Annotated in this window: 10 protein-coding genes and 6 pseudogenes; 3 read left to right on the top strand and 13 right to left on the bottom strand. The window is 52.5% G+C overall.

The genetic code is table 11. The features are described from left to right. Window positions 1-3: 3 nt before the first annotated feature. The 7 genes and pseudogenes from era to AACL06_RS05950 form a co-directional block, all read right to left on the bottom strand. A complete protein-coding gene (gene era, locus AACL06_RS05980; protein WP_339036470.1) occupies window positions 4-912 on the bottom strand; it encodes a GTPase Era in 909 nt (302 codons plus the stop codon). Next, entirely contained in the window at window positions 909-1,589 is a 681-nt protein-coding gene (rnc, locus tag AACL06_RS05975) for a ribonuclease III (protein WP_339036468.1), read from the bottom strand. The genes era and rnc overlap by 4 nt, the downstream gene beginning before the upstream one ends. Window positions 1,590-1,800: 211 nt before the next feature. Further along, window positions 1,801-2,763, bottom strand: coding sequence for a signal peptidase I (lepB, locus tag AACL06_RS05970; protein ID WP_339036467.1), 963 nt, complete (start codon window positions 2,761-2,763; stop codon window positions 1,801-1,803). A 32-nt stretch (window positions 2,764-2,795) separates the two neighbouring features. Beyond that, window positions 2,796-4,595 carry a translation elongation factor 4 gene (gene lepA / locus AACL06_RS05965; protein WP_339036465.1) on the bottom strand — a complete coding sequence of 600 codons (1,800 nt, stop codon included), beginning with the start codon at window positions 4,593-4,595 and terminating at the stop codon, window positions 2,796-2,798. A gap of 442 nt (window positions 4,596-5,037) precedes the next feature. Next, window positions 5,038-5,514 (bottom strand): SoxR-reducing system protein RseC, encoded by a 477-nt coding sequence (rseC, locus tag AACL06_RS05960; RefSeq protein ID WP_339036463.1) that lies wholly within the window; start codon window positions 5,512-5,514, stop codon window positions 5,038-5,040. Further along, window positions 5,511-6,164, bottom strand: a pseudogene (locus AACL06_RS05955) (MucB/RseB C-terminal domain-containing protein); the annotation flags it as partial. The pseudogene AACL06_RS05955 and the gene rseC, both read right to left, overlap by 4 nt. A 33-nt stretch (window positions 6,165-6,197) precedes the next feature. Beyond that, window positions 6,198-6,362, bottom strand: a pseudogene (locus AACL06_RS05950) (terminase gpP N-terminus-related DNA-binding protein); the annotation flags it as partial. A gap of 160 nt (window positions 6,363-6,522) precedes the next feature. Between AACL06_RS05950 and AACL06_RS05945 the strand changes: the two are divergent. From AACL06_RS05945 to gpM, 3 pseudogenes are all read left to right on the top strand, one after another. Continuing rightward, window positions 6,523-7,316: pseudogene (locus AACL06_RS05945) on the top strand (GPO family capsid scaffolding protein). Between the two features lie 54 nt (window positions 7,317-7,370). Continuing rightward, window positions 7,371-8,431 (top strand): annotated as a pseudogene (locus tag AACL06_RS05940) (phage major capsid protein, P2 family). Window positions 8,432-8,476: 45 nt separating this feature from the next. Then, window positions 8,477-9,264 (top strand): annotated as a pseudogene (gene gpM / locus AACL06_RS05935) (phage terminase small subunit); the annotation flags it as partial. Window positions 9,265-9,339: 75 nt separating this feature from the next. Here gpM and AACL06_RS05930 read toward each other — a convergent pair. The 6 genes and pseudogenes from AACL06_RS05930 to secD all read right to left on the bottom strand — a co-directional run bounded on the left by AACL06_RS05930 (window position 9,340) and on the right by secD (window position 14,938). After that, window positions 9,340-9,980, bottom strand: a pseudogene (locus AACL06_RS05930) (transposase). Beyond that, complete coding sequence (locus AACL06_RS05925; protein ID WP_339036461.1) at window positions 9,946-10,107, bottom strand: hypothetical protein; 162 nt, start codon at window positions 10,105-10,107, stop codon at window positions 9,946-9,948. Before AACL06_RS05925 ends, AACL06_RS05930 begins: the two are co-directional and overlap by 35 nt. Window positions 10,108-10,325: 218 nt before the next feature. Next, window positions 10,326-11,441, bottom strand: a complete 1,116-nt coding sequence (ribD, locus tag AACL06_RS05920) for a bifunctional diaminohydroxyphosphoribosylaminopyrimidine deaminase/5-amino-6-(5-phosphoribosylamino)uracil reductase RibD (protein ID WP_339036459.1) — start codon at window positions 11,439-11,441, stop codon at window positions 10,326-10,328. Between the two features lie 11 nt (window positions 11,442-11,452). Continuing rightward, a complete protein-coding gene (gene nrdR / locus AACL06_RS05915) occupies window positions 11,453-11,902 on the bottom strand; it encodes a transcriptional regulator NrdR (protein WP_339036457.1) in 450 nt (149 codons plus the stop codon). A 221-nt stretch (window positions 11,903-12,123) separates the two neighbouring features. Continuing rightward, a complete protein-coding gene (gene secF, locus AACL06_RS05910; protein WP_339036455.1) occupies window positions 12,124-13,092 on the bottom strand; it encodes a protein translocase subunit SecF in 969 nt (322 codons plus the stop codon). 10 nt (window positions 13,093-13,102) lie between these two features. After that, window positions 13,103-14,938 carry a protein translocase subunit SecD gene (secD, locus tag AACL06_RS05905; protein ID WP_339036453.1) on the bottom strand — a complete coding sequence of 612 codons (1,836 nt, stop codon included), beginning with the start codon at window positions 14,936-14,938 and terminating at the stop codon, window positions 13,103-13,105. Window positions 14,939-14,954 lie beyond the last annotated feature (16 nt).

Below are 14,954 nucleotides of genomic sequence, written 5' to 3'. Positions count from 1 at the left end.
GAGTTACTTCAGATCGTCAACATACCCCAGACTACGCAGCGCACGCTCGTCGTCTGCCCAGCCGGATTTCACTTTTACCCACAGTTCCAGATGCACTTTAGCGTCAAACATTTTTTCTATATCTTGGCGGGCTTCAATGCCAATGGTTTTGATTTTCGCCCCCTTGTTGCCGATGACCATTTTCTTCTGGCCTTCGCGTTCAACTAGTATCAGGCCGTGTACGTTGAAACCGCCGCGCTCGTTCGGCACAAAATGTTCGATCTCAACCGTCACTGAGTACGGCAGCTCTTCGCCCAAAAAACGCATCAGCTTCTCACGGATGATTTCCGATGCCATAAAGCGCTGGGAGCGATCGGTAATGTAATCGCCCGGGAAATGGTGTTCCGCTTCAGGCAATAGTTTGCGCACGATACCGGCGATAGTGTCGATGTTTATCCCTTTTTCAGCAGAAATCGGCACCACATCAAGAAAGTTCATCTGCTGGCTGAGAAACGCGATATGCGGTAGCAGCTTGGATTTGTCGGTAACGTTGTCAACTTTGTTGATCGCCATCAATACCGGACATTTCAGGCTGCTCAGCTTGTTGAGCACCATTTCGTCGTCGGCAGTCCAGTAAGTACCTTCTACTACAAATATCACCAGTTCAACATCACCGATCGAACTGCTGGCTGCGCGATTCATCAAACGGTTGATGGCGCGCTTTTCTTCAATGTGCAAACCGGGAGTATCGACATAGATCGCCTGATAGACGCTTTCGGTATCAATACCCATAATACGGTGACGTGTGGTCTGTGGTTTACGCGAGGTAATGGAAACTTTTTGACCCAGTAGCTGGTTTAGCAACGTGGATTTGCCAACGTTGGGACGGCCGACTATCGCAATGAAACCACAGTATTGTTTTTCTTCGCTCATTCAAGCTCCAGCTTTTTCAACGTTTGTTCCGCTGCTGCCTGCTCAGCTTTACGGCGGCTTGAACCGATACCCATTACAGGCTCGTTCAAGCCACTCACCTGACAGTGGATGGTAAACTCCTGATCGTGCGCCTCACCGCGAACTTTCACCACCAGATAAGAAGGTAACGGCATATGGCGCCTCTGTAAAAGCTCCTGTAGGCGAGTTTTCGGATCTTTCTGCTTATCACCGGGGCTAATTTCGTCCAATCGGCTGCGATACCAGTCCAAGATCAGGCGTTCGACGCGCTGCATATCACTATCCAGGAACACGCCGCCAATCAATGCCTCCACCGTATCTGCCAGGATTGACTCGCGGCGGGAGCCACCACTTTTCAATTCGCCCGGCCCAAGGCACAGGCATTTGCCCAAATCAAACTCGCGGGCCATCTCCGCCAGCGTGTGACCACGCACCAATGTGGCCCGCATGCGGCTCATATCGCCCTCGTCTATATGAGGAAAACGCTGATAGAGCGCGTTAGCGATGACAAAGCTAAGAATGGAGTCACCCAGAAACTCAAGGCGTTCATTGTGCTTACTACTGGCGCTGCGATGAGTCAAAGCGAGCAGTAGCAGCTCTTGCTGTTGAAAAGTGTAGCCTAGCTTCCGCTGGAGCCTGTTTATTACAATGGGGTTCATGCGTTACCAATAGATCAATAATGCGTCAGAAACTTGCAGCATAGAGAACACGCCTACTTTGCCAAAAGCCAATCCAAAGCCCTTTCGTTTATAGTGACTCCCGACAAGGAACCCACTTTTTCGCTCGACAAGATATTCTACATCCCGTAGGAGCATAATGCTGTGTTTACATCCCCGCCACATATCTATGGTGGAGGGGATCAATAGGCAATTAATGAATTGCACCAATCCGACTTAATCTTACACCGGTAGGCCATTCACCTTCCTGCTTTTTAAAACTCATCCAGATAGCTGTGGCTTTACCCACCAAATTTTTCTCCGGTACAAAACCCCAATAACGGCTGTCAGCACTGTTGTCACGGTTATCGCCCATCATGAAATAATGGCCAGCTGACACCACCCATTCTGCTAGCGGTTTACCAGGCTGTTGGTAGTAAGCCACCACCTGATCCCGTGTACCTGGTACGCTTAAAATAGAGTGGGTCACGTTGCCCAGCGTTTCCTTGCCCCCGCGCAGACGGATGCCGTTCTGCTGCACATTATCACTCAGTGGGATCTGATAAAAACCGTTGCTGGCCTCGCTAACGCCGCTACTGCTAAACAGTTGCACAAAATCACTTGGCTGCACATCGTTGTAAGTGACCGCTAACCTTTTATCACAAGACTGATCACCATCGCAGGACGGCTGTATGGCCACACGCTTATTCATCGGATCATATGTGATGCGGTCACCCGGCAAGCCGATAACACGCTTGATATAATCCAGTTTCGAATTCAGCGGATATTTAAATACGGCAATATCACCGCGTTGCGGATGGCCGGTTTTAATCAGCGTGGTTTGAGTAATAGGATCCTTGATGCCATAGGCATATTTTTCCACCAGAATAAAATCGCCAATCAGCAGCGTCGGCATCATTGAACCAGATGGGATCTGGAAGGGTTCATAGATAAACGATCGCACCACAAAGACCAACAACAATACCGGGAAAACCGATGCGCCGTTTTCCACCCAGCCCGGTGGCGGCTTAGCCACGTTGACTAACTCATTATCGTCTACATTGCCCGCAGCAGTTTTCTCCCGGCGGGCAGGTGCGCATTTGAAGCGCTCAAAGCACCAGATAATCCCGGTTATTAGCGTTGCCAATGCCAGGATCAGGGCAAAAATAATCGCCATGCAAATTACCTCGTTACGTGTGCTTATCGCTCTTACTTGCTATCTTTACCGACATGCAAAATGGCCAGGAACGCCTCTTGTGGCAGTTCGACATTGCCCACCTGCTTCATGCGTTTCTTACCGTCTTTTTGTTTCTGTAGCAGTTTCTTCTTACGGCTAACATCTCCGCCATAGCATTTAGCCAGCACGTTTTTACGCAGTTGCTTCAAGGTGGAACGTGCAATGATATGTGTACCGATCGCCGCCTGGATCGCAATATCGAACTGCTGACGTGGGATTAGCTCTTTCATCTTCTTCACCAATTCTTGGCCACGGTACTGAGCGTTGTCACGGTGGGTGATCAGCGCCAATGCATCCACGCGCTCATTGTTGATCAGCACATCGACGCGCACCATGTCAGAAGCCTGAAAGCGTTTAAAATTGTAATCCAGCGATGCATAGCCTCGTGAAGTTGACTTCAGACGGTCAAAGAAATCGAGTACCACTTCCGCCATAGGGATCTCGCAGGTCAACGCCACCTGATTACCGTGATAAACCATGTTAGTCTGCACGCCGCGTTTTTCGATACATAAGGTGATTACGTTGCCCAAAAATTCCTGCGGCATTAGCATGTGACACTCTGCTATCGGCTCACGCAGTTCCTGAATGTTATTCAGCTGAGACAACTTGGACGGGCTGTCAACGTAGAGGGTCTCTTTGCCAGTGGTTTCCACTTGGTAAACTACCGTCGGTGCCGTAGTGATCAGTTCCAGATCGTATTCACGCTCCAAACGCTCCTGAATAATTTCCATGTGCAGCAGGCCAAGGAAGCCACAGCGGAAGCCGAATCCCAGTGCGCTCGAACTCTCCGGTTCATAGAATAATGAGGCATCATTGAGGCTTAGCTTACCCAGCGCATCGCGGAAAGCTTCGAAGTCGTCGGAGCTGATAGGGAACAAACCGGCATAAGCCTGCGGCTTCACTTTTTTAAAGCCTGGCAAAGCATTGTCCGCAGGCTGACACGCAAACGTCAAGGTATCGCCCACCGGGGCACCGAGGATGTCTTTAATCGCGCAAACCAACCAACCTACTTCGCCGCAGTTCAGCATATCGCGATCGACACGTTTCGGTGTGAAGATACCTAGACGATCGGCATTATAGGTTTGACCGGTGCTCATCACCTTGATCTTGTCGCCCTTGCGCAACGTACCATTCTTGATACGCACCAAAGAAACTATGCCCAGGTAGTTATCAAACCAGGAGTCAATAATCAGTGCCTGCAACGATGCTTGTGGATCGCCTGCCGGTGGTGGGATATTACGTAATAGACGCTCTAGCACTTCAGAAACACCTACCCCGGTTTTGGCAGAGCAACGCAACGCATCGGTAGCGTCGATACCGACGATGTCTTCAATTTCTTGCGCAACGCGATCGGGATCGGCAGACGGTAGGTCAATCTTGTTCAACACCGGCACCACTTCCAGATTCATCTCTAACGCAGTGTAACAGTTTGCCAGCGTTTGGGCTTCTACCCCCTGCCCTGCATCCACCACCAGCAATGCGCCTTCGCAGGCCGCAAGCGAACGGGAAACTTCATATGAGAAGTCAACGTGGCCTGGGGTGTCGATAAAATTAAGCTGGTAAGTTTGGCCGTCTGGTGCCTGGTAATCCAACGTCACGCTTTGCGCTTTGATGGTAATACCTCGCTCGCGCTCCAGATCCATCGAATCAAGCACCTGCGCGGCCATCTCACGTTCAGTCAAACCGCCACAAATTTGGATAATACGGTCAGATAGCGTCGACTTACCGTGGTCGATATGGGCAATGATAGAAAAGTTTCTTATGTGTTTCATTTTATAAAATTTTTCTGCCTTGGTATTTCTGAATTACTCACCTATGGAAACCCGTATTAACCTAAAGTGGGCTTGGCCGTATTCCGCCTGAATTGCCGCATTCTACATGCCTCAACACTGAAAACCTAGCGATCGGTGCAGTGAAGGCATTCTATAATTCATTGCAGACTATCGTCTGTATGAACATGCTGTGCGGGTATTCGATGACCACAACCAACGCGTTTTAGCCCTTTTGCAAGGGCCGATGGTCTGGCGGACGGTTCGATGTGACGGTATTCCGCACCAGCGCGTAGCAGCCTAGGTGTACAACTAATCACTCATCAACTGGCAACTCCAGCAACGCGGCCCGCTGGCGTTGAATACGCTATATCAAGGGAAGATGTTGCCCTCTAACCGTCTAGAGCTGGGCAACCGAAAATCCTGCAATGATGCGGCAGCAGCGTTAAATTAGTGGAGAGTTTTCCGCCTGCACGTCCATGGCACCGGGCGGTATGCCTATCTGCAAAACGATCGGTTGGTATTCAGCCTGTTTACCCAAGCGGTAGGCCAAGCTGCGTACCAGCATAAAAGCCGCGCCACCACCCAGCAATGAGCCGAGTGCCGCAAAGGCATCAGTACCCAGCCAGTATTGCAGCAGGCTACCGCCGAGCATCATTCCCAGCAAAGGCATCAGGTAAACCAGCATCGCAGAACGCAGCAAGCTGCGTTCTGCAATACCTACCTCGACACGTTGCCCAGGCTCAAGTGGCTGATCAATGCGCACCTGCAATGGGTGTTCAGTTTCAGGCAATAGCTCATTCAACGCAGGCACATCGCAACCGGAACGCGCATTGCAATTACCGCAGCCGGTTTTGCGGTCACAGCGCAGTATCGCTACACCCTGTTGCCACGAGACCACCGTGGCCCACTCTTTCATCATTGAGGTGACACCTTAAAGGAAATATTGTCTGCGAGGCGCTTGGCCGTGGTAGGCGGCAACTCGCCAACGATGATGATTTCTCTGCCATTGCGCACCGCGGTTCGGATAGTACGCCGCCCCTGACGATAATACTGCTGCCCGGCACCGCTGCACGCAGGGCTGATATTAACAGAGAATCTGAACAATCCATCGCTGTAGAACCGCGTTTCGACCGGCTCGAAGACATTAAGCAATTTACGGCGATTGCACGCCACTTCATTCACCCCGTCAGGTAACCAACCAGCACGCCAACTCAGTTTGACATCATCCGTGACCGGGAGCGACAGCAGTGGCGGCAAATTGGCTTTGATCAGCCACTGCATGGCGGTTTGCACACCCGCGCCCACCATAAAGGATATTACTCGGTACTGTTCTAGCGTTTCGCCATCGCGATCAAGTAAATCTACGCGTAAAGGCAGCTTGGTGTCTTCATCCATCCAGACAATATAGCTGTAGCGTGAGCCGTCACGCGCCACCACGCAGATCACTTCACAGGGGCGATCGGAAATGCAGGTGCTACCCACGGCGATGTAATCGTAGTACTTTGCCAAATGTTAAAAATCAGCGTAAACGATCGCCGGTAGCGCATCGACGATATGATTGCCAGATAGCATAAGCTGGATTAGGCGCGCATCCATAGACTAGCTCACGCGCTGCATCGGGGGTGTTGCATCCCATTGATCGCGTTTCTTCCAGGCGTAAATGGTGTTCTGACTAATCGCCATCAGACGCGCGATCTCGGCTGGCGGGTAGTAGCCCTGCCAGTAAAGTTGTCTAGCCCTCTGACGTACAAAAGCGTCCTGTATCATCTTCCCTCCACCATTCATGGAGGGAAGATTACCCCAGCGCGCGATCCCAGTGCTGCCCCCTTTATGGTCTGGCCTTCATCTGACAACAAAACCCCGTTGAGACAGAAGGTTACGCTCTGCCATCATGGCCGGACAGAAACCACTCAACAGGATTATCGACATGGCTAGCGCAGCTAAACCAGCCCGCAAGAAATTCCGCGTTGCCGTCTCCTGTGCCACCGTTAACGGGCGAGAAATTCGCCCTGAGCACCTTCGTGATGCAGCAGCTACAGCCCGGACGTATACGGCGCACGCGTCAACGTAGAGCACAATCTTTCGCCTTTCCCCGGCAGTGATTTCGGCGAAATGGGGGATGTGATGGCGCTGAGTGCTGAAGATATCAGCGAAGGCCCGCTCGCTGGTCGTACTGCTCTTTATGCATAAATTGAGCCATCCGAGCGCATGAAAAAACTCCCTGATAAGGGTGAGAAAATTTACTCCGGCATTGAGTTACACACGCAGTTTGCCCTCAATGGCAAGGCTTATGTCATGAGGCTGGCTATGACCGATAACCCGGCAAGACTGGGCACCGAGCGCCTGAAGTTTGCCGCGCATCAGCGTAAGCAGGTTATATCTTTTAACAATCAGCAGGGTGAAGTGTCAATGTTCACCGATGCTATTGAGGCAGAACTGATCGCGCTAGCGGAGCAGTGCAGCGATGAAGGAAAGCAGTGGTTTAGCCTTGTGATGGGGATTATCAGCAAAGGCCGTAAGTCGGACAGCAAGCAGTTCAGCCAGTTGCGTGAAGCCGTGGAGAACGTCGCCCAATCCCACGCTGATCTGCTGGACCGCTTCAACGTTCTGAGCCGTGCTCGTCAGCAGGACCGCCAGATCATCCAGAAGCTGACTGTCGACCTTTCCGCGCTGACCAGCAGGCTGGTTAGCCAGGATAACAGCGACTCCCAGCGGCGGTAACAACAGTTTACAGCAGGCCGATTTCTGATTAACCGTTAAGCGAGACAAGAGCACATGGAAAACTCAACCCGCAGTCTTTATAACCAGTACATTACGGGTCAGGCACAGCTTAACGGCGTGCAGCCCGGCGACGTGGCGCAGGCGTTCAGCGTCGATCCCGCAGTCCAGCAGCGGCTTGAAAAGGCCTCAATGGAAAGCGATGAATTCCTGAAGACTATTAACGTCTTCGGCGTGAAGGCCCAGGAAGGTCAGAAGATCCTGATTAGTAGCAAAGGCCCGATCGCCAGCACCAACAACAGCAGCGATGGCTCTGCACGTCGCTAGTCTGTAGACAATCACACCAAAGAGCCGAATGCCTACTGCTGCCGCAAGGTGGACTAAGATTCCGCCGTGAACTACGCCCAGCTTGATGCGTAGTCAATCCAGCCGAATTTCCAGGCGCTGATCAGCTAGGACAACCGCCCAGCAGATTGCCCTTGACCGCATTATGATCGGTTTTAACAGCACCACTTATGCTAAAAAATCTGATGGGGTAGTCAATCCGCTATTGCAGGATTGCGGTATCGGCTGGTTGCAGAAAATCCGCCAGGAAGCCCTGCACCGCGTCATTAAGGACGTCACGCTCACTTCGCGCAATGAAGGCAATAAGATTGTTGCCAAAGGAACTTATGGCAATATCGACTCCGCCATTTTCGACGCCAAGAACACACTGTTGGATCCGTGGCACCGTAAATCGCCGGATCTGGTTGTTATTATGGCCGCTGATCTGTTGACTGCCAGTAAGTTCCAAAAACTTAATGCGTTGAGCCAGAACAACCCGAACAGCGAACTGATTGCCAGTCAGTTGATTATCAGTCAGGAACGCGTGGGAGGGCTGCCGACCTTACTTTGCGCCCTACTTCCTTCCCATCCAACGGAATGTTGATCACCTCGTTCAAGAACCTGTCGTTGTATTACCAACTGGGGGCACTGCAGCGCAGCATCATCGAAGAGCCGCACTACAATCGTATCGCATCCTATCAGTCTTGCAATGATGACTTTATTGTTGAGGATACGGCAAGGTGGCATTTATCGAAGGGATCCAGTTCGCCACAGCTAGAAAAGCAGGCGAGTGACAGAAGCGGCGGGCCGTTTTGCCCGCCATAATGGGAGAAGTGACGATGTTGACACCGGCACGACGGCATTTTCAGAAGGTAATGGCAGAGCGCTGGAGCCAGGCTAATGAAGAATCCGAGATCCAATGCACCGCGCATGAGCAGATCCTGCATCGTCTGCGCCTTGATCAGTCGCGATTGAAGGGTGTGCAGTCTGAAACGACCAAAGCCGAAATGAAAAAATCCATGCTGCCCGAATACGAGGGATGAATTGAGGGCACGCTGGACGGTTACAGTGGGCGGCAGGATGAAGTGATCAGCACACTGATGGTGTGGGCGATTGACTGCCGGGAATGTGCGCTTGCGCTGTAGCTTGGGCGCTATGTGGTTCGCCACGGCGTGACGTTGACCGATAACTTCAGCCGTGATGCGGCTCCCTTTTTAGCCGAAGAAATGAGTAATCCGGTGCTGACGGCTCGCCGCCACTGATGCTGACGCTGATTTGTCAGCCAGGACCGCCATGCTTGACGAAGTAGCAGAAATTACAGCTGGCAGCGATATGCCGGATATTGTGCGCGCCATGCTGTGCAAGTCCCGTGCACTTTCCCATCGCGGTGCCACTGATGTAACGGCAAAAACTGAAGCGCTAGCGCTGTTCCGTGAGGCGCTCACGCGCAACCCCCAATGCCGGGGTGAAAAAAGAGATTGCTACGCTTGCCCGCGAACTTAAGAAGCTGTCTGTGGATGGCGGCAGAAGCGAAGGTGAAGCGGCCAGCACTAACGAAGCTGACGGTACTGCAACTTCAACACCCGCTCTTGAAAAGACAACCTCCGCCAGTACATCGGGTAAAGCGGCAGCGCGTATAACCACAGCCAGGACAGCGATAGGCAAAGCGACAACCCGCAAAGCTGCCAGCCAGAAAAAGAATTTACGACTTCGGCCCCGTCCGACAGGCGGCGCGGACGGATATCTGCTCTATATTGTCTTTTAACCGCCCGTCCACCGCCTGATGGGATATGAGGCTTTGTTGAATAAATCGGATTTGGAATAAAAAGTCCCCTGAATGGGCATCTTTCAGGCAACGCGACAGGTGACCACCAAATAGCTGTTTTACTCTATACCTCGCTGTTGCTGCTATCGAACGTCGGTGGTAGCCTGTGATACTTTTCCACCGTGTGTTGTCTCCGGTCAGGCGCTGGTTCGCCACCGCTTGATTTCGGTCTGCATAGTCTGCCGACCAATAACGGTAACGAGATGCGCAATTTTACCCGGCGTTGGGGTTTTAAACGGGACATGGCCGGACTTCGCCCGCTTACTGATGCAGGTGTCGTCCGGGCAGTTCAACGGCACTTTGATCAGTGTGATAATGGAGTTGACAAAGCCCTGGAGGGCGAGAAGTGTCAGGCCGAAAATCCGTTTCAGCATCAATACGCTGGTAATTGCCATTACGCTGGTCATTGCCATATCGGAATAATGTTGTCGGCGACTACGCAGAAAAGGTTTTGCCTCTTAGTACCAGGCGTGATGTGCCGTTTCATCCACCGAGAAAGTGAGTGAACTCCGAGTGATAAGAGTGTTGTTTTAAGCCTTCCAGTTGGTGATGTTGAACTTTTGCTGGGCCACGGAATGTCGCTATTTTGACAGAAGGATAGTGATCTGATCCTCGTCCCGGCCAAAAGTTCGATTTATTCAACAACGCCACTTAAAGCTGCATCTATACCCGTGATACTTCAAGTTGCATCGGCTGTTGCGCGCTGTCCTGCTCCGGACTGGCTGCAATAATTTATGCCTATAGGAATTGATGCCTATAGGATAGGCACTAACTCATTGGGTAAACGCCCTTGCCACTTTGATGCCACGCCAATGATTTGGGGTAAATCTGCCTGCACTGGCAGTTTCGCCCCTCGCCGCACATTATATTCCGTACTTAGCCCTGAGCCGCAGGCGCAGATCAGGCCCGACTTGCCGCACCTCGCTAAAAACAAACTCAGGCGCATCAGCTAGTTGCTTAAGCCCCGGCAGATTACATAGACCCCGGCCATCATCACCTAATAGTTTTGGAGCTAGGTACAGAATTAGCTCATCTACTAGCCCGGCCTGGAGCAGCGCACCGGACAATTGAGCGCCCGCTTCGACCCAGATTGAGTTCACCTGGCGCTTCGCCAGATGCATCATCATCACAAACAGATCGACGCCGCCACCGTGCGCTGGAAAGATCAACTGTTCAACTTCCTGCGGCCAAGCCTGTTTATCTGGCTGTAGGCGCGCAAGCCAGGTAGCGCCCGGCTGTTGCACTACCCGATGCTGCGGCGTCACGCGGTTCTGGCTGTCAAGGATAATACGCCATGGCTGGCGCAGGTTTTCCTGCGGATATAGGCTTTGCGTTTCAGCATCCAGCTCATCCCAACGCACCGTCAGCGCAGGATCGTCTGCCAATACGGTGGCGCTGGTACTGAGGATCGCCGCGCTTTGCGCGCGTAGACGCTGTACGTCTTGGCGAGCCTGAGAAGAAGTGATCCATTGGCTTTCACCGGAGGCCATCGCCGTGCGGCCATCCAGCGATACCGCAAGCTTAAGTTGCACATAAGGAAATCCGGTGCGCATACGTTTCAGGAAGCCCGGATTCACTGCTCCGGCTTCCGCCAGCATCAAGCCGTGACACACCTCAATGCCAGCGTGCTGCAATTGGTAGAACCCACGCCCCGCCACCTGTGGATTGGGATCCTGCATCGCGGTGACAACCCGGCTGACGCCAGCTGCAACTAACGCATCGGCGCACGGCGGCGTGCGGCCATAATGGCTGCACGGTTCGAGCGTGACATAGGCGGTGGCACCACGCGCCTTTTCTCCCGCCATGCGCAGTGCGTGTACTTCTGCGTGGGGTTCACCAGCGCGTAGATGATACCCTTCACCCACGATTTCGCCATCGCGCACAATAACACAGCCAACGTTGGGATTAGGGGCGGAGGTAAAACGCCCCCGCCGCGCCAGTTTAAAAGCACGCGCCATGTAAACTTCATCACTTTGCATCCCCTGCTCCTTCAGTCCTGTAGGCGGGCGATCTCTTCGCCAAATTCGCGGATATCTTCAAAACTGCGGTATACCGATGCAAAGCGGATATAAGCCACCTTATCCAATTTTTTCAGCGCCTCCATCACCAGATTGCCGACCAGCTTGGTCGGCACTTCTCGTTCCCCCATAGCGCGTAGCTGTGATTTGATATGATTGATAGCATTTTCCACGTCATCCGCACTCACTGGGCGTTTTTCCAGCGCCTTTAGCATGCCGCGACGCAGTTTGTTTTCATCGAATGGCTTGCGCACCTCACTGCTTTTAATCACCCGTGGCATCACCAAGTCAGCCATCTCAAAGGTAGTAAAGCGTTCGCTACACATCAGGCACTGACGGCGGCGGCGTACCTGCGAACCATCGCCCACCAGGCGGGAATCAATGACTTTAGTATCAACGGTAGCACAGAAAGGGCAATGCATAACACATCCTGATAAACGATTTCATAGTTAGGCAGTCTAACGCGATAGTGCGGCCACAACAAAGGTCATCGGCCATTTGTTGTGATCGGCCAGGCTTCGCAATAGAGCCTTCAGCAATGTGCTGGTTGTCACCACGGCTCACAAGCCGCCCGTTCGTGAGCCGGGCAAAAAAAGAGCGCCAATCGGCGCCCCTTAAATTATTTAGCTGAACACCACCTGGTTTACGGCAGCATCGCAGTCTGATCCGCGCCCTCTTTTTCCACTTTTTGTTGCAGCATGTGCTCGCGCTTCATACACAGCTTTAATGCCAGCGCTGAGGCAACATAGATGGAAGAGAGGGTACCGATCGACACGCCGATCAGCATCGCCAGCGAGAAGCCATGCAGCATTGCACCACCGAAGATATACAACATAAGCACCACCAACAACGTGGTACCAGAGGTCATCAACGTGCGGCTCAACGTTTGAGTCAAGGATACATTCATGATCTCATAAGGCGTGCCACGGCGGATCTTACGGAAGTTCTCACGAATACGATCAGAAACCACAATGCTGTCATTCAACGAGTATCCAATAACTGACATCAGGGATGCGACGATAGTGAGATCAATCTCGATGTGGAACAGCGATAATACGCCCAAGGTGATGACCACATCGTGCGCCAAGGCAATAACCGCCCCCAACGCAAGACGCCATTCAAAGCGGAAACCGACGTAGATCAGAATACAAATCAGCGCCACCAGTAGCGCCATACCGCCGTTTTGCGCTAACTCGCTGCCCACGCTTGGGCCAACGAACTCGATACGCTTCCCTATGGCGTGGTTATCCACCGAATCATTGATCACGTTGATCACCTTATTACCCAGTTCCTGGCCTGCAGTACCGGTCGTCGGGGGCATTCGCACCATCACGTCGCGGCTGCTGCCAAAATTTTTGATAATCGGGTCTTGGAACCCAGCTTTTTTTAGCCTATCGCGAATCAGGTCAAGGTTAGCCGGTTTTTCCAGGTTAATTTCAATTACCGTGCCGCCAGTAAAATCTAACCCCCAGTTAAATCCACGCACCGACATGGTGGCGATTGATGCGACCAACAGCAACAATGAGATGCCAAAGGCCACGTAATCCCAGCGCATAAAGTCGTAGACTTTACGGCAATAGTTGAGTTGCTCAACAGTATAATCCTGTGCCATAACGCACTCCTCAGATAGACAGCTTGTTAATGCGTTTGCCGCCGTAAAGCAGGTTGACGATGGCACGAGTACCGACAATCGCGGTGAACATGGAGGTCGCCACACCGATTGCGGTGGTAATCGCAAAGCCCTTGATCGAACCCGTTCCCACGGCGTACAAAATGACTGCGGTGATCAAGGTGGTGATATTGGCGTCAACGATACTGGAGAAGGCACCTTTATAGCCCTCATGGATCGCTTGCTGAACAGAACGCCCATTCTTCAGCTCTTCCTTGATACGTTCGTTTATCAGTACATTGGCGTCTACTGCCACCGCCAACGTCAATACGATACCGGCAATGCCCGGCATGGTCAGCGTCGCACCCGGTAGCAGGGACATCACGCCAACGATCAACACCAGGTTAGCGACTAGCGCAGTGGTAGCGATCATGCCAAACTTGCGGTACCAAACCACCATGAAGATGATGGATGCCACCAGCCCCCATAAGCAGGCTTCCAGACCTTGGGCGATGTTCTGCTGCCCCAACGTTGGGCCGATGGTGCGTTCTTCAACGATCTGGATCGGCGCGATCAGTGCACCAGCACGTAGCAACAGCGCAAACTGACGTGCTTCGTTCGCATTACCGATACCGGTAATGCGGAAGCTGTTGCCCAGACGCGACTGAATATTTGCCACGTTGATCACTTCTTCTTGCTTGACCAACACTGCACGGCCGTTGGCATCTTTCTTGCCGCTATCTTTATACTCTACGAACAGGGTCGACATCGGCTTGCCGATGTTATCCTTGGTGAAGTTAGACATTGAGGTACCACCAGCGCTGTCCAACGAGATATTAACCTGCGGCTGGTTGTACTCATCGGTACTTGAGGTGGAATCGGTGATGTGATTACCAGTCAGGATCACGCGCTTGTACAGCACTATCGGATGACCATCACGGGTGTATTTCACTTCTGAATCGCCCGGCACGCTGCAGTTGGCCGCCGCAGTCGTGTTCACCAAACGGAAATCCAGCGTTGCAGTCGCACCCAGGATCTCTTTAGCACGTGCGGTATCCTGAATACCCGGTAACTCGACCACAATGCGATCAGTCCCCTGGCGCTGCACCAGGGGTTCGGCAACGCCAAGCTGGTTAACGCGGTTACGCAGAATAGTGATGTTTTGCTGCACCGCATATTCACGCGCTTCGCTCAGACGGGCATCAGACAGGTTGGCTTTCAGAGTGTTGCTGCCATTACTGGAAAGCACTAGGCCGCGTTGGCGCAGACCCATGTAGCTGATGGCCTTATCGCGGGTGGCATCGTCACGGAAGCGCACTTCCACGCCATTGTTACTTAACTTACTGATAGACGCGTAAGGAATGCCCTTTTTGCGCAGCTCGCTACGCAAGGTATCGATGGTCTGTTCCTGCAACTTGCTGAGCGCGGTGTTCATGTCAACTTCCATCAGGAAGTGCACACCGCCACGCAGATCCAGGCCGAGTTTCATCGGCTCAGCCCCTAGCATCACTAACCAGCGCGGCGTGGCCGGGGCCAGATTCAGCGCGACGACAAATTTTTCATCTAGCTCCGCCATCAGCGCTTCACGGGCGCGCAGTTGAACGTCAGGATCATTAAAACGCGCCAAAATGGCACCATTTTCCAGCGCTATCGACTTGCTTGCGATATGGTCTTTTTCTAATACGGTACGGATCTGATCCAGTGTAGTTTCACTGGAGGCAGCACCGCGCGCGCCAGTGATTTGTAAGGCTGGATCCTCACCGTAAAGGTTGGGAAGTGCATAAAGCAGCCCAATGAGGATCACTACGATCAGCATTGAGTACTTCCACAGAGGATAACGGTTTAACACGGCAATTCCCTTAGGG

Origin of the sequence: Serratia symbiotica (Periphyllus acericola), from assembly GCF_964019515.1 — a bacterium.
In the GTDB taxonomy this organism is placed as follows: Bacteria; Pseudomonadota; Gammaproteobacteria; order Enterobacterales; family Enterobacteriaceae; genus Serratia; species Serratia symbiotica_D.
The sequence above is the reverse complement of the archived record's forward strand: the minus strand, read 5'-3'. Positions and strand labels throughout refer to the sequence as shown.